This is a genomic window from Streptomyces sp. NPDC054794, from assembly GCF_053611585.1.
In genome coordinates this window covers 144293-163452 of record NZ_JBSHAQ010000013.1, presented here as the reverse complement: position 1 = coordinate 163452, position 19160 = coordinate 144293, and the positions used below count along the sequence as shown (strand labels likewise).

At 69.8% G+C, this 19160-nt stretch carries 18 protein-coding genes and 1 pseudogene; 12 read left to right on the top strand and 7 right to left on the bottom strand.

What is annotated here, in order from left to right; translation table 11 throughout:
* Positions 1 to 330 precede the first annotated feature (330 nt).
* The 3 genes from ACWGKT_RS16540 to ACWGKT_RS16530 form a co-directional block, all read right to left on the bottom strand.
* Positions 331 to 1122, bottom strand: a complete 792-nt coding sequence (locus tag ACWGKT_RS16540) for an alpha/beta fold hydrolase (RefSeq protein WP_453274172.1) — start codon at positions 1120 to 1122, stop codon at positions 331 to 333.
* A 7-nt stretch (positions 1123 to 1129) separates the two neighbouring features.
* Complete coding sequence (locus ACWGKT_RS16535; protein ID WP_453274171.1) at positions 1130 to 1495, bottom strand: winged helix-turn-helix transcriptional regulator; 366 nt, start codon at positions 1493 to 1495, stop codon at positions 1130 to 1132.
* Positions 1496 to 1577: 82 nt separating this feature from the next.
* Positions 1578 to 2486, bottom strand: a complete 909-nt coding sequence (locus tag ACWGKT_RS16530) for an NADP-dependent oxidoreductase (protein WP_453274170.1) — start codon at positions 2484 to 2486, stop codon at positions 1578 to 1580.
* 156 nt (positions 2487 to 2642) lie between these two features.
* Here ACWGKT_RS16530 and ACWGKT_RS16525 point away from each other — a divergent pair, with 156 nt between their 5' ends.
* From ACWGKT_RS16525 to ACWGKT_RS16505, 5 genes and pseudogenes are all read left to right on the top strand, one after another.
* Positions 2643 to 3236 carry a TetR/AcrR family transcriptional regulator gene (locus ACWGKT_RS16525; protein ID WP_235453475.1) on the top strand — a complete coding sequence of 198 codons (594 nt, stop codon included), beginning with the start codon at positions 2643 to 2645 and terminating at the stop codon, positions 3234 to 3236.
* Between the two features lie 119 nt (positions 3237 to 3355).
* Positions 3356 to 3767: pseudogene (locus ACWGKT_RS16520) on the top strand (transposase); the annotation flags it as partial.
* 144 nt (positions 3768 to 3911) lie between these two features.
* Positions 3912 to 4655 (top strand): methyltransferase domain-containing protein, encoded by a 744-nt coding sequence (locus ACWGKT_RS16515; protein WP_453274169.1) that lies wholly within the window; start codon positions 3912 to 3914, stop codon positions 4653 to 4655.
* 237 nt (positions 4656 to 4892) lie between these two features.
* The gene (locus tag ACWGKT_RS16510; RefSeq protein WP_453274168.1) at positions 4893 to 5441 is read left to right on the top strand and encodes a DUF1062 domain-containing protein; all 549 of its coding nucleotides are present in this window, start codon (positions 4893 to 4895) and stop codon (positions 5439 to 5441) included.
* A 301-nt stretch (positions 5442 to 5742) separates the two neighbouring features.
* Positions 5743 to 7299, top strand: a complete 1557-nt coding sequence (locus ACWGKT_RS16505; protein ID WP_453274167.1) for a M4 family metallopeptidase — start codon at positions 5743 to 5745, stop codon at positions 7297 to 7299.
* A 110-nt stretch (positions 7300 to 7409) separates the two neighbouring features.
* On the opposite strand, the gene ACWGKT_RS16500 is transcribed toward ACWGKT_RS16505, so the two are convergent.
* Complete coding sequence (locus tag ACWGKT_RS16500) at positions 7410 to 7955, bottom strand: calcium-binding protein (protein WP_453274166.1); 546 nt, start codon at positions 7953 to 7955, stop codon at positions 7410 to 7412.
* Between the two features lie 53 nt (positions 7956 to 8008).
* Here ACWGKT_RS16500 and ACWGKT_RS16495 point away from each other — a divergent pair, with 53 nt between their 5' ends.
* Positions 8009 to 8206, top strand: a complete 198-nt coding sequence (locus tag ACWGKT_RS16495) for a hypothetical protein (protein WP_453274165.1) — start codon at positions 8009 to 8011, stop codon at positions 8204 to 8206.
* Between the two features lie 78 nt (positions 8207 to 8284).
* On the opposite strand, the gene ACWGKT_RS16490 is transcribed toward ACWGKT_RS16495, so the two are convergent.
* Positions 8285 to 9784 carry an MFS transporter gene (locus tag ACWGKT_RS16490; RefSeq protein WP_453274164.1) on the bottom strand — a complete coding sequence of 500 codons (1500 nt, stop codon included), beginning with the start codon at positions 9782 to 9784 and terminating at the stop codon, positions 8285 to 8287.
* Positions 9785 to 9942: 158 nt separating this feature from the next.
* The gene (locus ACWGKT_RS16485; protein ID WP_453274163.1) at positions 9943 to 10224 is read right to left on the bottom strand and encodes a hypothetical protein; all 282 of its coding nucleotides are present in this window, start codon (positions 10222 to 10224) and stop codon (positions 9943 to 9945) included.
* Between the two features lie 107 nt (positions 10225 to 10331).
* Between ACWGKT_RS16485 and ACWGKT_RS16480 the strand changes: the two genes are divergently transcribed.
* Complete coding sequence (locus ACWGKT_RS16480) at positions 10332 to 10712, top strand: DUF2255 family protein (RefSeq protein ID WP_453274162.1); 381 nt, start codon at positions 10332 to 10334, stop codon at positions 10710 to 10712.
* Here ACWGKT_RS16480 and ACWGKT_RS16475 read toward each other — a convergent pair.
* Positions 10674 to 13337: an ATP-binding protein gene (locus ACWGKT_RS16475; protein ID WP_453274161.1), complete on the bottom strand. Its 2664-nt coding sequence runs from the start codon at positions 13335 to 13337 to the stop codon at positions 10674 to 10676. The genes ACWGKT_RS16480 and ACWGKT_RS16475 overlap by 39 nt on opposite strands.
* 312 nt (positions 13338 to 13649) lie before the next feature.
* Between ACWGKT_RS16475 and ACWGKT_RS16470 the strand changes: the two genes are divergently transcribed.
* Genes ACWGKT_RS16470 through ACWGKT_RS16450 form a run of 5 tightly spaced genes read left to right on the top strand, consistent with a single transcriptional unit; the run spans position 13650 to position 19081 of the window.
* Positions 13650 to 14666, top strand: a complete 1017-nt coding sequence (locus tag ACWGKT_RS16470) for a GlxA family transcriptional regulator (protein ID WP_453274207.1) — start codon at positions 13650 to 13652, stop codon at positions 14664 to 14666.
* A complete protein-coding gene (locus ACWGKT_RS16465; RefSeq protein WP_453274160.1) occupies positions 14663 to 16414 on the top strand; it encodes a thiamine pyrophosphate-binding protein in 1752 nt (583 codons plus the stop codon). Before ACWGKT_RS16470 ends, ACWGKT_RS16465 begins: the two co-directional genes overlap by 4 nt.
* Positions 16386 to 17039, top strand: coding sequence for an SRPBCC family protein (locus tag ACWGKT_RS16460; RefSeq protein ID WP_453274159.1), 654 nt, complete (start codon positions 16386 to 16388; stop codon positions 17037 to 17039). Before ACWGKT_RS16465 ends, ACWGKT_RS16460 begins: the two co-directional genes overlap by 29 nt.
* Positions 17036 to 18055, top strand: a complete 1020-nt coding sequence (locus tag ACWGKT_RS16455; RefSeq protein WP_356154603.1) for a 3-oxoacyl-ACP synthase III family protein — start codon at positions 17036 to 17038, stop codon at positions 18053 to 18055. Before ACWGKT_RS16460 ends, ACWGKT_RS16455 begins: the two co-directional genes overlap by 4 nt.
* Before the next feature lie 3 nt (positions 18056 to 18058).
* Entirely contained in the window at positions 18059 to 19081 is a 1023-nt protein-coding gene (locus ACWGKT_RS16450; RefSeq protein WP_453274158.1) for a histidinol-phosphate transaminase, read from the top strand.
* Positions 19082 to 19160 lie beyond the last annotated feature (79 nt).

Genomic DNA, 19160 nt, shown 5'->3' with positions numbered 1-19160 from the left:
CGGCGACGGTGGGAACGAAGGTGACGGTGCGGGTCTGGGCGGCCAGGTACGAGATGAGTACCCAGGTGTCGTAGAACGCCTTCTGGTAGGGGTGGTCCTGAATGGTGATCAGGTACAGCCCGGCATCTTCGATGTGCTGTGCCGGCCGCGCAGGTGCCGCCGGGACGTTCCAGGGGGCCGATGTTGGCGCCGAACAGCAGGGGCAGGGACACCCAGATGCCCAGATGACGAGGGAACGGAAGGGTTGGGGTGCGGTCTGCCGGGCTATCCGCCTGGCCGGCCGGGCGGCCAGGCGGATGGGGCATCAGGACGGTGTGGTGCCCATGCGTCCTACTGGTGCTGAGCGAGGAAGGTGGTGATGAGCTTCTGCCATTCCTCGGGGCGCTCGACCATGGGCAGGTGACCGGTGGGTATCTCCACGAGCTGGGCTCCGGGGATGCCCTCGGCGATCTGGTGGTGCAGGCGGGTGGAGGTGAACCAGTCCTGGGTGGTGGAGATGACCAGGGTGGGCGCCTGGATGCGCGCCAGGTCGTCGCGGACGTCGGTCCGGCCGGCGAGTTCAGCGTGCTCGGGCGTGCCGTCGGCGACGGTGGCGGCCGTGAAGCCGATGGCCTGCTGGAGCTGCTCGTCCGGCGTGGCCTCCAGCGCGTCGGCGCCCGAGGCCATCATCACCATGAACTCGGCCAGCAGTTCACGGTCGCCCGACTCGGCCAGCTTGCGCCAGATCGACGTGGCCAGAGCGAGCCGGTTGTCCCGGTACGGGAGGGTCGCGGTCAGGACGAGGGCGGTTACGCGCTCGGGGTGGCGGGCGGCGGCGCGCATGGCGACGAGGCCGCCGAGGGAGTAGCCGGAGACCGCGAAGGTCTCCAGGCCCTCGGTGACGGCGGCGGCGACCAGCTGGTCGGCCAGGTCGTCCAGCGACAGCGGCGCGGTGGAGCGGGGGGTGTCGCCGCTGCCGGGGTAGTCGACGCCGACCACGGTGTGCTGGGCGGCCAGGCCCTGAAGGATCGGACCGTAGGTGTTGTCGATGCTGCTGCCGGCGCCGTGGGCGAGAGCGAGGCCGGGGCCGGAGCCCACGACGGTGCGGGCGAAGGTGGCTTCGGGCAGGGCGTGTGCGGACATCAGTGGGTCATTCCTTCGCGAGTGTTGTGATCAATTGGGGTGGGGACGCGTTGGGCAGATTGCGCCGCTGTTGCCAGGCGCGTATCTGTTCCAGCGCGGGCATGAGGGCCTGACCGTCGCCGGTGAGGGTGTAGGTGGCGGGGCCGGGCGGGAGCTGGGCGTGGGTGACCAGGCCCGCGTCGACCAGCTCCCGCAGCCGGTCGCTGAGCATCTTGGTGCTGATGGAGCCGATGGCCGCGAGCAGTTCGCCGTACCGGGCCGGGCAGGCGGCCACGGTGTGCAGGATGATCCCGTTCCACTTCTGGCCCAGCACCGCGAACGCGGCGGCCAGGTCCGCATCCGCCGTCAGCGCGGGGATGGTGACGAGGGCCATCGGTTCCGGCTCCGTCTCGTGACGTACCGGTACGGGCACGCGTGGTCGCAGACTTCCGGGCAGGGCCGCGGCGGTCCGGACGTCAGGGCAGGAGGATGACCTTGCCCCGGGCGCGGCGGGCCTCGATGTCGGCGTGCGCCTGGGCCGCCTCGGCCAGCGGGTAGGTCCGCCAGACGGGGACATCGAGCCTGCCGACGGCGATGAGATCGGCCAGCTGCGGCAGGGCCTGCCAGAACCGGTCGGTCGGATCCGCGCCGGTGAAACGCACCCCGTGCTGCGCGGCGGACGCGTCGGCAATCGTGATCACCCGGACCGCGTCGCCGACCAGAGCTATCGAGTCCGGCAGCACACCGGCGCCGGAGGCGTCGAAGACGTGGTCCACACCCTGCGGGGCGGCGGCCCGGACCCGCTCCGCCCAGCCCCCGCCATACGCCACGGCAGTGGCGCCGAGCGTGGTGACGCGCTCGATGTCGTCCTCGCCGGCGGTGCCGACCACAGTGATGCCCCGGGAGACGGCCAGCTGGACGGCGATGGTGCCGACACTGCCGCCCGCACCGTGGATCAGCAAAGTGTCACCTTCCCCGGCGCCCAGGTGGTGCAGGCCGCGGTAGGCGGTCTCCCCCACAGTGACCAGGGCGGCGGCGATGTCGAAGGAGATCTCCTCGGGCTTGGCGAGCGGTTGGTCCAGCAGGGCGTATTCGCTGTAGCCGCCGACGGAGGCAGCGCCGAAGACCTCGTCGCCGACCGAGGCGGTGGCACCCTCGCCGACCTTGTCCACGACGCCGGCGACGTCCCAGCCCGGCAGCACCGGGAACTCGACCGGGAAGACACCGTCCATCATCCCGGAGCGGATCTTCAGGTCGATCAGGTTGACGGCGACCGCCCGGACCTTGATCCGGACCTGGCCCGGACCCGGCTCGGGGGTGTCGACCTCGGTCAGGGCGAGAACGTCCGGGCTGCCGTAGCGGGAATAGGTGATCGCGGTGGACATCGAGAACTCCAGGAAAGAGGGAGAGGGGCACACGATGAATCACTCAGCTCGTGTGATTGCCCCTCTGGTGTATCACACAGCTCGTATGAAATACGAAGTCGATGCGACGTAACATGCGTCACACGCCATGTGTGATTTCTGGGTAGGATGGGTCCCATGCCGTCCATGCCGCCCGTCCATCGCCGTCAGCCGAATCCGAGCAACCCCCGCGTGCAGCGCACCCGCGCCCGCATCCTGGCCGTCGCTCGCGAGCTGCTGCCCGAGGTCGGGCTGACCGGGCTGAGTACCGCGCTCCTGGCCGAACGGGCCGGCGTGACCCGCCAGACCCTGTACCGGCACTGGCCCAACCGCGCAGCCCTGCTCTCCGACGTCACTCTGCAGGGCCCCGACGTCGGCTACCCCGAACCCGGTACCGACGTACGCGCCGTCGCCACCGCCTGGATGATCAGCCTCCGCGCCGGTATCACCGTCCCCGCCACCCGCACCGCCGCGCTGGCCATAGCCGCCGAAGCCGACCACGACGCCGACAGCGCCCAGGCCATGGCCCGGATCATGGAGGACCGCCTCGCCGCACTGAACAAGCTCCTGGAGCCTTCCGGCCGGCAGATCACCTCCGAGCAGTACACCCTGCTCTACGGCCCCCTCCTCGCCCGCCTCTTCTTCGACCGGGCCGAAGCCACCGACGAGTTCATCGACACGATCGTCACCCAGTGGCTCACCACCATCGGCCACACGCCCGCGGGGTCCTGAGGCACGGCCCATCCACGCATGGACCATCAGCAGCGATGCGTGATCCGGCTTCTGATCGGCCTTCCAGGGGCTGGCACAACGAGGTTCGTCGCCTCTGACAGCCGTTTCCTGGGCATGGGTTGAGCGTGCGGCACGACGTGGGAGCGTCGCCGTGGATCGTGCCGGACGAGTTGTGGGACCGCTTGGAACCGCTGCTGCCCCAGCGGCAGCGCCGGTTCGGGTACCCGAGGCGGAAGCCGCTGCCGGACCGGGAGTTGCTGTGCGGGATCTTGTACGTGCTGCACACGGGGATCCAATGGGAGCACCTGCCGGAAGAGCTGGGCTGCGGCTCGGGAATGGCGTGCTGGCGGCGCCTGCGTGACTGGAACGAGGCCGATGTGTGGCCGCGGCTGCACGAGGTGTTGCTTGCCGAGCTCAACCCTGCGGCGCGGCTGAACTGGTCCCGGTGTGTGGTCGACTGGCACCACGTCAGGGCGCTGAAAGGGGCTCCACACGGGCCCGGCTTCCGCCGGTTACGCATCCCATGGGAGCGACGAGCCGACATCCACGAGGCCTTCCCCAAACTCGCTTGCTGCTTGGTCCCCACCGACAACTCAGCGCATGGTGTTGGCCCCCGTAAGGCGACTTCAGGCATGAGCGGGCAAGCAACCGTGCGTGCTTCGCATACTGACCGGCATGGCCACCTATGACTCGATCGGCGCTACGTACGCCCGGACACGACAGCCTGATCCGCGGATCGCCGCACAAATCAACGCTGCACTCGGGGACGTCACCGACGTGATCAACGTCGGAGCGGGTACCGGCTCGTACGAACCGCCACAGGCGGCCCTCGCGGTCGAACCCAGCCAAGTCATGATCGCCCAGCGCCCATCCGGATCCGCGCCCGCCGTTCAGGCGGTCGCGGAACACCTCCCGCTGCGTGACAACGCCGCCGACGCCGTGATGGCCCTGTTGACCGTCCACCACTGGGCCGAACTCGCAGCCGGCATCCGCGAACTGCGCAGGGTCGCCCGCCGCCGCATCGTCATCCTGACGTGGGACCAGCACATCTTCCGTGAACGGTTCTGGCTCGTCCGGGACTACCTCCCGGAGGCGGCCGCGTTCGATGACACCCGCGCCACCCCGACAGACCAGTTGGTCCACCTGCTCGGTGGAGCACGTCAGGTACCTGTCCGGGTCCCCCACGACTGCGCGGACGGATTCGCCGCAGCATACTGGCGCCGCCCCGGGGCGTACCTCGATCCCAAGGTGCGCGCGGGGATCTCCCTGCTTGCCCAACCCGGAGAAGACGTCATCGCGCCTGGCCTGGCCCGACTCGCGGACGATCTGGCAACCGGCCACTGGCACGCACAACACGCCAATCTGCTCACGCTCGACACCATCGACGTCGGATACCGGCTACTCGTGGCCGACCGCTGACCTACGCACCCACCGGCCCCGCGACATACTCGAAGCTCCCCGTCGCTCCGACCAACACGAAAACCAGTGGAGCAGCGCCGCTGTGCGCCACTACCGTGCTGCCGCACCAAGTCGCCTAGGCAAGGACGTGCCGTTGTACACCCTGTGAGACCTCCCGAGAGCTGATTCGTCGCGCGTCGCGCATGTGCGCCGCGCTGCTTCTTGCTGCGGACTTCTCACTGAAACCGGTGTACTTCTGTGCTCAATAACTGGGTGGTCGCGCCCACCTGCCTGCCGTTCGTTCTCCGCCGTTGCCACGCGTGCACGTCCGAGCGCTTCCGGGCGAGCGGTAAGTTTCGCGTCAACGCGAACCACAAGCTCATCGACGCCTGGCTCCTCGTGCTCTGTACCGCTTGCGGTGAAACCGCAAAGCTCACGGTCCTGGAGCGGGTGAACGTGCGCTCCGTACGACCTGAGCTGCTGGACCGGCTGCATGACAACGAGCCTGGCCTGACAGCCGAGTTGCTCCAGGATCCGGTCGTGCGGCACCGTAATCGCATCGCCCTCGACTGGGACAACGCCTGGCGTCTCGACACCGGCGGATCGGATCACCTGGACCGCGGGGTGATCGACGTATCGGTCAGCTTCGCAGCGCGGATCCCCGTCCGGCCGGTGCGACTGATCGCCGAAGGTTGCGGTCTTTCGCGGGCCGAGGTCGAGCGGCTGATCACGGAGGGGAAACTCGTCTCGGCAGTCCGGCTGAGCGGCAAGCTCTCCGGCGACTTCACTTTCACGCTCAAGCGCTGAGCAAGTCCGGCGTCTGGACGCCGCGTTGGCGGGCGCTACGGGAGACTCAGCGTCAACTCGCGTATGTCCAAGGGTTCTTGTGGAGCTGGAAAAACCCGGCCGAGTCCATGCTCCGCCAACCTGACCCCTCCTGGGCTCGGCTGATGCCCAGTCAAGCTCCGCCGACTATCGAACACTCCACCATCATAAGCGGACGGAAAACGTCGAGGAGTTGTGAGACATGTGTCCGTGTCCTGTCAACTTCTCACACCAGGTGACAGGCTCTTCGCATCCCCCCACAGGATCGAACGATGGAGACCGCATGACCCTCCATGCAAACACCCGGCCTACCGCCGCCCTTGTAGCCCTGGCTGCCGCCGCTGTGATCGCGGCACAGACCGGTGCGGCGCAGGCCACCCCCGAACGAGCCGCGGCCACCACCCAGGGCCACCGGACGTTCGACCGCGTCGCGGCCGTCAAGGCGGCGCAGACCGAAGCGGCGTCGGCCGCCCGGACTCTCGGGCTCGGCGCCAAGGAAGAGCTGATCGTGCGTGACGTCATCAAGGACGCCGACGGCACGGTGCACACACGGTACGACCGCACCTACGCCGGGCTGCCCGTACTCGGCGGTGACCTCATCACCCACACCGCCAAGGACGGCAAGCTCAAGGGCGTCACCAAGGCCAACAACGCCCGCATATCGGTGGCGACCACCACCGCCGCCCTCAAGGCGGCGGCCGGCGCCCGCAAGGTGATCTGGGCCGGAGGCAAGGGCGAGCCCGTGCTCGCCTTCGAGACCGTCAAGACGGGCGTCCAGAAGGACGGCACCCCCAGTCGGCTGCACGTCGTCACCGACGCCACCACGGGCAAGAAGCTGTACCAGTACGAGGCCATCGAGACCGGCACCGGCACCAGCCAGTACAGCGGCGAGGTCCCGATCTCCAGCACCAAGACGGATTCCGGCTTCGAGCTCACCGACGCCGAGCGCGGCGGCCACAAGACCTACGACCTGCACCAGGGCGAGAGTGGCACCGGCGGCATCGTCAAGGACGACGACGACAAGTGGGGCACCGGCAAGAGCGACGACCCGCAGACCGCCGCCGTGGACGCCGCCTACGGCGCCGCGATGACCTGGGACTTCTACAAGAAGGAGCTCGGCCGCGACGGCATCGGCGGCGACGGCAAGGCCGCGTACTCCCGGGTGCACTACGGCAACGCGTACGTCAACGCGTTCTGGGACGACAGCTGCTTCTGCATGTCGTACGGCGACGGTGAGGGGAACAAGAAGCCCCTGACCTCTCTCGATGTGGCCGGCCACGAGATGAGCCACGGTCTGACCTCGCGCACCGCCAAGCTGGAGTACAGCGGTGAGTCGGGCGGGCTCAACGAGGCGACCAGCGACATCCTCGGTACCTCGGTCGAGTTCTTCGCCAACAACAAGGAAGACGTCGGCGACTACCTCATCGGCGAGAAGCTCGACATCAACGGCAACGGCACGCCGCTGCGCTACATGGACAAGCCGAGCAAGGACGGCAACTCGCTGGACGCCTGGAAGCAGGGCGCCGGGGACCTCGACGTCCACTACTCCTCCGGCATCGCGAACCACTTCTTCTACCTGCTGTCCGAGGGCAGCGGCAAGAAGACGATCAACGGTGTCGAGTACGACTCTCCGACGTCGGACGGTTCGACGGTCACCGGGATCGGCCGGGACAAGGCGTACAAGATCTGGTACAAGGCGCTCACCACCTACATGACCTCGACGACCGACTACAAGGCCGCTCGTGAGGCGACCCTGAAGGCGGCCGGCGACCTGTACGGCGCGGACGGCACGGAGGCGAAGACCGTGGCGGCCGCCTGGAGTGCGGTCAACGTGGCCTAGCCACTCCGTAGGCTCCGGCCTTTGATCAGGGGTTCCGAATCACTCCCAGTGATCCGGAACCCCTGATTCATCTTGGCTACGAGGAAGCGCAACTCATCGAGCGAGGCAGCTCAGTCCTGGCACAGGACGTCCGCGCCGGGCCCGCCCGAGAGCGTGTCCTTGCCCGGACCGCCGTACAGCCTGTCGTCGCCGCTGTTCCCATACAGCGTGTCGTTGCCGCTGTTGCCGTAGAGGATGTCGGCGCCCGGGCTGCCGTACACGATGTCGTTGCCGGTGCCGCCGCGCACCGTGTCGTTGCCGTCTCCGCCGTTCAGGCGCTGCCGGCCCGGGCCGCCGTAGATGAAGTCGTTGCCCGTGCCCCCGCCGGCGTCGGTCTCGTCTCCGTTGGCATAGATCGTGTCGACGCCACTCTGGTCCGTCGCGACAGCCCTGTCCGCGGTGTAGATCGTGTCGTTGCCGGCTTCGGCGAAGGCCATCCCGTAGGTGCCCAGCCGGATGGTGTCGTCGCCGGGTCCGCCCTCGACCTCGTTGCCGTCGACGCTGCCGATGTGGGTCGACCTGTCCTTGCCGTCGCCAAGGTCGATCGCGGCTATGTAGTGGGCCTGGCCGGTGGCGTTGTTGCAGGTGATGGTGTCGTTGCCGTCGCCGAGCGTCATGGAGGTGCGGTCCGCGTTGTCGGGGTAGGTGCAGTTCTCTTCCGTCGGGGCGATTGGGACGGTTCCTGCCGCCGGGCGCATCGGTGAATGCCCAGCGCAATGCCATCTATTTCCCGCACAACCAGCATGTCGAGCCCTATGCGGTGCTCGCCGTGTGGTGCCTGGTCGCCACGTCGACTTTCCTCGTATGGCGTGCCCACCACCCCAGCAGCAGTGCAACCGCGCAGCCCGCCACGCCCGGTGTGCGGTGAGGCCCGTCGATCCGGAGTGGGCGACGGCCGGGGCGGCGGTGTTGCGGCAGTTGGCTGTCAGGTGGAGCGGCCGGGCGGTCAAGTTGCGGGTGCGCTGCGCGAGTTCTCTTCCTGTTGAGCGGGCGCTGTGGGCGTGGTCGTCGTGTGTGCGAGGGCGCCGCCGTTGCGGCGGGTCCGGCGGGTGAGCGCCATGGCGAGGAGCGCGGTGGCCGTGAGGAGCGCGGCGGAGGCGGCGAACGCGGTGCGGTAGCCGGCGGTGAGGGCTTCGAGGTGGGTCTGATGGCCGGCGGCGGTGACGGAGCCGGCCAGGGTGGTCAGAGCGGCGAGGCCGATCACGCCGCCGACCTGGCGGGTGGTGTTGACCAGTCCACCGGCGAGGCCCGCTTCCTGTCCCGGGACCCCGTCCACGGCCAGTGCTGTCAGTTGGACGAAAGTGATGCTCAGTCCCAGGCCGATCAGGATGCTGGGGCCGAGGACATCCGCGAAGTAACTGCCGTGGACGCTGATCCCGGACAGCCACAGCATTCCGCCGGCCTCGGTGCACAGCGCCGCGGTCACGGTCGCCCGGGCGCCGATCCGCCGGGAGAGGCGCGGTGCCAGCGTGGAGCCGAGCATATTGGCCAGGGCGAAGGGGAGTTGGCCCGCACCCGTGGCCAGGGGCCGCATTCCCAGGACCTGTTGCTGGTAGAGCGACAGGAAGAAGAACAGCGCGATCCACACCGACCCCTGCAGCGCCATCAGCAGGTTGCCCACGGCCACGCGCCCAGTGGTGAACAGCCTCGGCGGTACCAGCACGTCCGGCCGGCGACGTTCGATCACGACGAAGGCCGCGAGCAACGCGCCGGCGCCGAGGAGGGCGCCCTGCACCCGGGGGTCCGTCCAACCGGTGGCGCGTGCGGTGATCAGGCCCCAGACCAGGCAGGTCAGGGCGAAGCTGACCGTGGCAGTGCCCAGCCAATCGAACCGCCCGGCCTTGCGCGCGGCCGTGCGCGGGACGAAGAGCGCCACGGCGGCCAGCACCAGTGCCGTCCCGAACGCGACGGAGTAGAAGATCCAGGGCCAGCCCCACGCCTGCGTGAGGACTCCGCCCAGCAGAACACCGGACGCTCCTCCCGCGCCCGAGACCGCTCCCCACACCGCCAGCGCTCTGCCCCGTGCGGGACCGGACGGGAACAGCTCCATGGCCAGGGCGAGCCCGGCCGGGGCGATGGCGGCGGCGCCGACACCTTGAACAGTTCGGGCGGCGATCAACACGTTGGAGGAAGAGGCCAGTCCTGCCGCCGGCGAAGCCACCGCGAAGAGCGCGAGCCCGGCGATCAACACCCGGCGGCGGCCGAGCAGATCGGCCGCCCGGCCTCCCGCCAGCAGCAGCGCCCCGAACACGAGGCTGTAGGCATTGACCACCCAGGTGGTTTCGCTGTCCGACAGACCCACGCCGGCACGAATGTGCGGCAGCGCCACGTTCACGATCGAGGTCGCGACCATGATGATGAACTGGCTTGCGGCGAGCGCCGCGAGCACGGCTCCCGGACGAGAGGCGGGCGTTACCGGAGCCGGTGGTGTGCGCTTGAGGTTCACAGCGCACACCGTCGTACGAGCCGGTGTGCACATTCCAGGCCTGCCAGGAGCCCGGACTGTCCACTCCTGTCCACACCTGTTCGACAGGCCCCGGTCGCGGGCCGTCCTGGCAGCGGAAGCGTGGGGATCGCGGCGCGGCGTCATCTCGGCGGCCGCCGTCAGTCCCAGAGGGAGATCGCCAGGAGCAGGGCGGCGACCGGGAGCAGCAGCCACGGCTCGGCCAGGACCAGGAGTCCGCTGAAGATCAGGGCGAAGTACGCCAGTGCCTTGGCGGTGCGGCGCCGGGCCTTGTTCTTCTTCGTGCCCTTGTTCTTCTTCGAGTCCTTGTGGTGAGGCGCCTGTGCGCCGGGGGTCGCCTCCGCGGTGTACGTGTCGGTCTCGGTGGCGATGTCGGTGTCGGTGTCGTTCGCGTTTTCGGGCTTCATGTCGATGTTCGTCATGGCATTCAGCTTCGTTGCGAGAGCACCGCTCTCGCGTCGGTGGAGCCCGCCTATCTAGGTGAAGACCGCCGACGCGTACGTAGTGCCGCCGCGGTGAAGGTTGGTCCATGAGCGCTGACATGGATCGTGCGGAGATCGTCTTGTGGGTTCGGCGTGCGGACGGCCGGTGGTCGGCCAGGACGGTCTGGGTGGTGGTGCTCGACGGGGAGGCGTACGTGCGCTCGGCCTTCGGCCGGCGCAGTGCCTGGTACCGCCGGGTTCTACGGCATACGGACACGGAGGTGGAGGTGGAGGTGCCCGGGGTCCGGTTGTCCGTCGCTCTGCGGCCGGTGGAGGACCCCGAGCTGGTCCAGCGTGTCTCCGGTGCCTACCGGGCCAAGTACGGGTTGAACTGGCCCGGCCCCGTGGAGTCGATGAACGGTCCCGAGGCCGCGGCCACCACCATGCGGCTAACGGACGTCGGGCAGGTCACGCAGTTGTCTGCGTGAAGTGAGGCCGAGTTTGCGGAAGATGTTGCGCAGATGCGCGTCGACCGTCCGCGGGCTGAGGAACAGCTTCGCCGCCACTTCCTTGGAGGTGGCGCCGTCGGCGACCAGGCGTGCGATGTGCACCTCCTGCATCGTCAGCTGGTCCGATGCCTTCGACGTGCGGCTGCGGGCCTGTTCGCCGGTGGCACGCAACTCGCCCGCGGCACGTTCGGCGAACGCCTCCACACCGAGATCGGACAGCGGCTCGTGCGCCAGGCGCAGCGCGGAGCGCGCGTCACGGCGTCGGCCCTGGCGGCGCAGCCACTCTCCGTACAGCAGTTGTGCCCGGGCGCGGTAGACGACCACTGCGCTGTCGTCGAGCAGGGCGATCGCCTCCTGATAGGCGGACTCGTCCTCGGTCACCAGGGCCCGCGCGTAGGCTTCGACGCCAAGCCCCCACGGCTGTCGGACCACCTGGGTGCGCTCTTGGAGGGACGCGAGTGCCGCTGCGGCGACCTCGGTCTCGCCGCACCGCATGGCCGCCTCGACCAGCTCGGGCAGGGCAAGGCCGGCCGTGCCGACGGCGCCGTACTCGACCGCTTGCTTCGCCGCCTTCAGCGCCGCCGGGTAGTCGGCCAGGCCGTTGCTGAGCACGGCCGTCGCCCACTGGGCGCTCAGGCTCATCCGGTGGTCCACCGATGCGAACAACTCGGCGGCCTCCTTGCGCCGCCCGCGCAGCGCGGCCAGGTGGAGGCGCGGATAGACGAGCGGCGCCGCGCCGGTGGCATCGGCGATCGCCTCCTCCTCGGAGATCAGCTCCATCGCGGCACCGAAGTCGCCGGTGTGCGCGGTCACGGCGGCCTGCATGGCCAGCCCGATGGGCAGCGCGTGGAAGGAGCCCGACTCGCGGCCGGCCGCGACGGCACGGGTGGCGATGCCGTGCATGGCGTCGATGTTCCACAGCTCTGTGGCCAGCATGAAGCCCAGTGACGGCCGCCTGGCCCACACCTCGGCGTCGGCGTCGGCGACGATCGGCCCGAGGATCTCCCCCGCCGCCGGATGCCCGTCGCCGACCAGGTTGATCAGGCCGGTCAGGACCGCCGCGGCGCCGGACACCGGCTCGCCCGCCGGCGGGGCCTTCCTCGCGGCCTCCACCACGTGGTCGAGGCCGCCGAGCAGAAGGCCCATCTCGACGGCGTCCAGATAGCACTCCCGCGACCAGGCGGGGTCGGTGGCCGCCAGCCGGGCGGCGGCACGCAGGAGATACGCCGTGGGGCCCTCGTCTCCCCGGCGGCGGACGAACGACAGCTTGCCGCGCAGCAGGTCGGCCCTGGCGGCCTGGCCCGGATCGTCGGCCGGGACCGTGGTGAGCAGCTCGGCCGCCGTGTCGAAGTCGCCCACCGAGAGCTTGGCCCGGACGGCGGCGAGAACCCGCTCGGCGCGCCGGACCGGGCTGATCGTGAGCGCGGCCGAGCGTTCGAGGAAGGCTGCCGCCGCCGCGACACCGCCACGTTCCCGGGCGCGCGTGGCCGAGGCTTCGAGCTCGGCGGCGACCTCCTCGTCCGGGCCGGCACTGGCCTGGGCCCGGTGCCAGGCGCGCCGGTCGGGGTCGGCGACCGGGTCGGTCACCGCGGCCAGCGCCTCGTGCGCCCTCGCCCGCTCCTGCGGTGTCGCCGCGCGATAGGCGGCCGAGCGGGCAAGGGGGTGGCTGAACCGGATCCGGGTGCCGAACTCGACCAACGGGGCACACTGGGCGGCGGCACTCGCGTCGATGCCCAGCAGTTCGGCCGCACGCCACAGCAGGCCGGGGTCGCCGGTCGGGTCGGCGGCGGCGACGGTCACCAGCAGCCGGGCCTCCGGCGCCAGGAGCTCCAGCCGGGACCTGAAGCTCCGCTCGATCACGCCGGGTACCGAGTCGGGCTGGGCGAACCCGCCCGCCATTCCGGCGAGTCCGGCGGTCCTGGGAAGCTCCACCAGCGCGAGGGGATTGCCGCGCGACTCGGCCAGGATGCGATCGCGCACCCGCTCGTCCAGCGGGGCGCGGCTCGCCACATCCAGCAGTGCGCGAGCATCCGACGCGCCGAGCCCCTGGAGCCGAAGGCCGGGCAGCTCGTCCAGCTCGGGCAGGCGGCTCGGCTCGCGCGCCGCGAACACGAGGGCGACCGACTCGGCCGAGATGCGACGGGCCAGGAAGGCCAGCGCCTTGGCCGACGCCTGGTCCAGCCACTGTGCGTCGTCGACGACGCACAGGAGCGGGCGTTCTTGCACGGTCTCCGCCAACAGGCCCAGCGACGCGGCACCGACCAGGAACGGATCGGGTGTGCCGGTGTCGAGGCCGAAAGCGATCTCCAGCGCCTTGCGGTGCGGCGCGGGCAACGCCGTGAGCCGGCCGGTGACGGGCGCGAGCAGTTGGTGCAGCGCGGCGAACGGCAGCTCCATCTCGAACTCCGCGCCGGACGCCCGTATGACGAAGAATCCGGCGGCGGCCTCGTCCACGTGCCGCAGCAGCGCGCTCTTGCCGATGCCCGGCTCACCACGCAGGACCAGGGCGCCGCCCCGGCTCTCCCGCGCCGCTTGGAGCAGGGCGTCGAGCCGCCGTATCTCGTCCTGACGACCGATCAGCGCATCCGTGTATGTCTCGGGCATGCCCGAAACCTATGCGGTCCGACGCCGCAGGGGAATCCAGGACCTCGGTCGCCCAGGGCCACTCACCCCTCGTGCCGACCGGCTCACAGGCGTCCGGCTTCATGGGCGCGCAAGCCTCACGCACGCTCCGGCCCGATCCGATGCGGCGCGCACCCGCGCCGACGTCCTGTGAACTGTCTCACCCGGCGCTGCCTGCTCGGGGTACGAACTGCCTTGCCAGCGCAGGTCGTACGCGTTCCGCGCCGCTTGTTGGCCGGATACGTCAGTAATCTGTCATTGCAGCCAGTGCGGCGTTCGATACAGGCTGTGACTGTGTTGGAGCGACGTGTTGTTGTGGTGGTGTACACGGGCGCGATGGCCCTGGACGTCACCGGACCGATTGAAGTGTTCGATACCGCGAACCGGCTCCTGGGGCCCTCGGGCACGCCCTACCGGACCGACTTCGTGTCCGCCGACGCACCGCTGGTGCGCATGAGTTCGGGGGTGGTGGTCGGGGCCTCGCCGCTGGAAGCGGGGCAGGGTCCGATCGATACGCTTCTCGTGCCGGGCGGCTGGAGTGTCGGCAACGCGCTCCAGGACCAGGCGCTCGTATCCTGGATCGGCGAGGCAGCGGCCCGGTCGCGCAGAGTCGCCTCCGTATGCGGCGGATCCTTCTTGCTGGCCGAGGCGGGCCTCCTGGACGGCAGGCGCGCCACCACTCACTGGGCTTACAGCGAGGCGCTGGCGTGCCGCTATCCGGATGTGACGGTGGACGCCGAGCCGATCTTCGTCTGGGACGGTCCCTTCGTGACCTCGGCGGGCGTGTCGACGGGCATCGACATGGCGCTGGCCCTCGTGGAGGCGGATCACGGATCGGCGCTCGCGCTGGAGACGGCACGCTTTCTGGTGCTGTTCCTCAAGCGGCACGGAGGGCAGTCCCAGTACAGCGCAGTCCTCGACGCCCAGTTGGCCGACCACCCGCCGATCCGGGCGGCACAGGAGTGGATTCTCGACAACCTGGACAACCCTTTGCCCGTGGCCGAGATCGCGCGGCAGGCCAACATGAGTCAGCGCAACTTCGCCCGGGTCTTCCGGCGCGAGGTGGGCACGACACCCGGCCAGTACGTCGAGCGGACGCGTATCGCCCGCGCTCGCGAGCTGCTGGAGACGACAGACCTGACGATCGGCCAGATAGCCGGCCGCTGCGGCTTCGCCGCCACCGAGACGTTCTTCCGCTCCTTCGGACGAACCCTGGGACTCACCCCCAAGGAATACCGGCACCGCTTTCAGGTCATCTCGCCGTCCGGCCTCATCGACCGGCACCACGAGAGGGAGGGGAGCCCCGTATGACCAGCGCGACCTCGGAATTACGCGAGGCAGGAACGGTACGGGCGGTCGACTATCTGGCCGGGGAACTCGCCAGGGTCGGCGTCACCCACATGTTCGGCGTGGGCGGCGCGAACATCGAGGACCTGTATGACGCGGTGCACCGCGGCGGGGCCGTCCGCGGCGTCGTCGCCAAACACGAGTTCTCCGCCGTCACCATGGCCGACGGATACGCACGTGTCACCGGGCGCCTCGGCGTTGTTGCCGCCACCTCGGGGGGCGGGGCGATGAATCTCGTTCCGGGGCTGGCGGAGGCGTACGCCTCCCGGGTGCCCGTGCTGGCCCTGGTGGGTCAGCCGCCGACCGGCCAGGAAGGGCACGGGGCGTTCCAGGACTCCAGCGGCAAGGCGGGCTCCTTCGACGCACGGGAGGTCTTCGCACCCGTCTCCCGGTTCTGCGCCCGGGTCGACGACGCGTCCTCGCTCACGGAGTTGCTGCCCCTGGCAGTGGCGGCGGCGCAGGCCGAACCGCGCGGGCCGGCCGTGCTGTTGCTGCCCAAGGACGTGCAGCAGGCGCGCATCCAGGTGCCCGCCCACGACACGGCCCCGACACCGGGCGGCCCCGCGACGGCATCCGCGGCGCGGCTCGACACAGCTGCCCTAGGCGCCGTGTCGGACGCCCTTCACGGGGCCGGTCGCGTCCTCGTCATCGCCGGTGAGGGCGTTGCCGCCGACGACGCGCGTGGGGAACTGGCCGAACTGGCCCAGTGCCTCGGGGCATGGGTGGCGGTCACCCCGGACGCCAAGGACGTCTTCGACAACCGTGATCCCCGATTCGCCGGCGTAGCCGGGGTGATGGGCCACGCCAACGTCGAAGACTGTCTGCGGCGGGCCGACCTGTGCCTGCTGGTCGGTACCCGACTGCCGCTCCTGGCACGCGGAGGGCTCGACCGGGCCCTGGCCGCCACCGACGTCGTCTGCCTCGGCCCCGAACCACCGTTCGTGGCAGGCATCGCACTGGGTGGCAATCTGCGCGACGCGCTGCGCGCGGTGACCGTACGGCTGCCACCGCACCCACGTCCTTGCCCGCCGCACGCCGGCCCCCTTCCCGCGCCCGTGCCAGGTCCGCTCTTTCGGGACCGGGAACGAACCGTCCCCCATGACCAGGCGGTCGCCGCGGTGGAGGCGGCACTCCCTCAGGACGCCCACGTCTTCGTGGACGCCGGCAACACGGGCGCCAGCGCGATCCATCTCCTCCCGGCACCGCGCCACGGCCGCTTCGTGGTGGCGCTCGGTATGGGCGGCATGGGCTACACCTTCGGTGCCGGCATCGGCGCCGCGCTCGCCACCGGCCGACGCACCTACGTCCTCGCCGGCGACGGGGCTTTCTTCATGCACGGGATGGAGGTGCACACCGCCGTGGAGTACGACGCACCCGTCACGTTCGTGATCTTCAACAACAACGCCCACGCCATGTGCGCGCTGCGCGAGGAGTTCCTCCAGGGCGGCGTCCGCAGCGACGACCTGTTCGCCCCGACCGACATCGCCGCCGGAGTGGCCGCCGCTTTCCCGTCGTTGGGGGCCACGGGAGCCGACGACGCGGCACAGTTGCGCACGGCCCTGCTGCGCGGCAACGCGGCCGGCGGCCCGGCGTTCGTCGCGGTGGCCTGCGACCCACGGGAGATCCCCCCGTTCCTTCCCTTCCAGTCCTTCACCGAAGCCACCAAGAGCAAGGAGGGTTCAGATGAGCGAGGAGTCGTCCACGTTGGCTGACATCCCCGGTCTGATCCGGATCGAGAACGCCGACAAGCAGGAACTGACCGCCCACTGCATGGAGCTCACCCACGCGGTCTACCCCCACCACCAGGTCTACGGGCAGTACTGCACCATCCACGAGTACGTCGACTGCCCCCCTGAGCAGGCCTACGACTACCTGCGCCAGGGGCACCATCTGGAGGAGTGGACCTGCAGCCTGCGGGACTTCACGCCCAGCGGCACCCCGGGGTTGTGGGTCGGTCACGACCGGCTGGAGGACGACACCAGGATCTACTGCGAGGTGGTCGCCAACCCGGAGGCCATGACCGTGGACTACCACTGCTCGTGGGACCAGGGCGAGAAGCTGTGGATGATCTACCTGATGCGTGTCGTCCCGGCCCGCCTGGTGCTCGACAAGCCCGGTTCGGTGATCACCTGGACCAACTGCCGGCACCCCTACTACGACACCAACCCGCATCCCGAGAAGGCGCCCCGCCCGGACCGGCCCTGGGTGGGCGACTACTGGGACCTCTTCTACGCGGGGCACACCTTGGAGATGAACAATCTCAAGGCGATCCTGGAACACCGGCACCGGGGCGGCCTGCCCGTCAGCGTGGCTCCGGCCAAGGCGGTGGCCCGGTGACGACGGTCAGCCTCACCGACGTGGCGAGCTATCTTCCCGGCAAGCCGGTCCCCGCGGAGTTCTACACCGAGTACCCCGGAGCCGAGGACAAGCTCCGCAACCACCCCATGTTCAAGGTCCCACCGTCACGGCACCATGTGGCCGCGGACGAGACGAACGCGGACATGATCGAACGGGCCGTACAACCCCTGATCGAACGGCACGGCGCGGCGGAGATCCAAGCCGTCGACGTGCTGTTGGTGCACAGCCAGTTGCCGGACCTGCCGTTCGTGGGCGCCGGAACCGAGGTGGCGCGTCGGTTGGGACTGAACCCGGAGTGGCTCGTCGACGTGGCCAACGCGGGCTGCGCGTCCTTTGTGTACATGTTGAAGATGGCCCGGCAGATCCTCACCACCACTGACGCGAAGACCGCGCTGATCTGCAACGCGCAAAGCGCCGCTGGGCAATGCTTCACCCAGTCCGAGGTGCGCAAACTCGCCCAGGCAGCGATCCCGGGCGACGGGTGCGGTGTGGCGTTCGTGACGACGTCGGCACAGTCGCCGGTCCTCGACGTGGAGACCCGGCACATCGGCGCGTACGCCGGCGACATGACCGTGGCGGTCGAGGACGGTCGCAAGTACTGGGAGCCGGGAGAGTCCCAGCTGCGGATCGGGTTCACCGACGCAAGCGTCGCCAAGGTCCTGGCACGCGGGAACCGCCTCGTCCCCGAGGTGGTCATGGACCTGTGCCGGCGGCTCGGCGTGGCGAGCACCGACATCGACGTCCTCATCACCAACCAGCCCAACCGTACGTTCCTGCGGAACTGGCGCGAGGCGCTGCAACTGCCGGCCGAACGGCACCTGAACACCTTCGACGAGTACGGGAATCTGTTCGGCGCCGCCATCCCGATCACCTTGGACCGCGCGATCGGCTCCCGGCAGGTGGAGGACGGCGACCTCATGGTCCTCGGGGGCTTCGCCCACGCGGGCGACTTCGCCGGTGCCGTGGCCGTTCGCTGGCACGGCGGACGGGACTGAGTCATGGACATCCCGGTGCTGCACCGACTTGCCCTGAACGAGAGCCCGTATCCCCCACTGCCCTCGGTACGCGAGGCGATGCAACGGGCCGTCGCACAGGCCCACCGGTACCCGCCGTTCCACCCCGACGACCTCACCGAGCAGATCGCCGCGTGGTGCCGGGTGACCTCCGACCGCGTCGCGGTCGGCAGCGGATCGGTCGGCGTGGCCCTGCAGTTGCTCCGGGCGGTGGTCCAGCCCGGCGACACGGTGGCCTACGCCTGGCGCACCTTCGACGCGTACCCACTCCTGGCCGCGATGGTCGGCGCTCAACCTGTCCCCATCCCGCTGTCGCCGGACGGACACCAGGATCTGGACGCCCTGCTCGCTGCGCTCGACCAGCGCACCCGCGTCGTGGTGCTGTGCAATCCGCACAACCCCACCGGAAGCCTCGTCACCGCCGACGCGCTGTCGCTATTCCTGCGTCACGTCCCCCGACGCGTCACCGTGCTCCTCGACGAGGCGTACGTGGAGTTCGCCCGCGACACGCGCCTACCAAATACATCCGCGCTCCTGGACGCACACCCCAACCTGCTGGTCCTGCGTACCTTCTCCAAGGCATACGGCCTCGCCGCCCTGCGCGTCGGCTACGGACTCGGCGCTCCCGACCTGGTGGAGCGGATCCGTCGGCAACAGTTGCCCTTCGGGATCAACACCGTGGCAACAGCGGCGGTGAAGGCCTCACTACAGGCCGAAAGGGAGCTGCGCCTACGCGTGGACACCGTCGTCGCCGAACGCGAGCGCCTCCGGCGTGAACTCGTGTCCCTCGGTTGGCACGTACGCCCCGGCCACGCCAATTCCGTCTGGCTCGCCGCACCCGATCCGATCGACGAGGCCGCCGCCGCACTCACCAACGCCGGTGTCCAGGCACGCCACTACCCCGGCGAGGGACTCCGCCTCACCGTCGGCAACCGGAATGCCAACGACACCGTACTCACGGCACTGGCGGGACTGCCCGCACACCTGAGTACGTCGCGAACGTGGTGAGATGCCGGCCGGTTTTCGGCACCCCGGAGAACGGCCGCGGGCGGTGGTGGTGACGACCGCTTCGCACCACGCGTGCCGG

Bases quoted from the DNA above. Each gene is read 5' to 3' on its own strand.
- ACWGKT_RS16515 (WP_453274169.1), top strand. From the start codon at position 3,912: ATGGCCACCTATGACTCGATCGGCGCTACGTACGCCCGGACACGACAG.
- ACWGKT_RS16485 (WP_453274163.1), bottom strand. From the start codon at position 10,224: ATGACGAACATCGACATGAAGCCCGAAAACGCGAACGACACCGACACC.
- ACWGKT_RS16475 (WP_453274161.1), bottom strand. From the start codon at position 13,337: ATGCCCGAGACATACACGGATGCGCTGATCGGTCGTCAGGACGAGATA.
- ACWGKT_RS16460 (WP_453274159.1), top strand. From the start codon at position 16,386: ATGAGCGAGGAGTCGTCCACGTTGGCTGACATCCCCGGTCTGATCCGG.
- ACWGKT_RS16500 (WP_453274166.1), bottom strand. From the start codon at position 7,955: ATGACGCTCGGCGACGGCAACGACACCATCACCTGCAACAACGCCACC.
- ACWGKT_RS16465 (WP_453274160.1), top strand. From the start codon at position 14,663: ATGACCAGCGCGACCTCGGAATTACGCGAGGCAGGAACGGTACGGGCG.
- ACWGKT_RS16450 (WP_453274158.1), top strand. From the start codon at position 18,059: ATGGACATCCCGGTGCTGCACCGACTTGCCCTGAACGAGAGCCCGTAT.
- ACWGKT_RS16535 (WP_453274171.1), bottom strand. From the start codon at position 1,495: ATGGCCCTCGTCACCATCCCCGCGCTGACGGCGGATGCGGACCTGGCC.
- ACWGKT_RS16530 (WP_453274170.1), bottom strand. From the start codon at position 2,486: ATGTCCACCGCGATCACCTATTCCCGCTACGGCAGCCCGGACGTTCTC.
- ACWGKT_RS16525 (WP_235453475.1), top strand. From the start codon at position 2,643: ATGCCGTCCATGCCGCCCGTCCATCGCCGTCAGCCGAATCCGAGCAAC.
- ACWGKT_RS16540 (WP_453274172.1), bottom strand. From the start codon at position 1,122: ATGTCCGCACACGCCCTGCCCGAAGCCACCTTCGCCCGCACCGTCGTG.
- ACWGKT_RS16480 (WP_453274162.1), top strand. From the start codon at position 10,332: ATGAGCGCTGACATGGATCGTGCGGAGATCGTCTTGTGGGTTCGGCGT.
- ACWGKT_RS16505 (WP_453274167.1), top strand. From the start codon at position 5,743: ATGACCCTCCATGCAAACACCCGGCCTACCGCCGCCCTTGTAGCCCTG.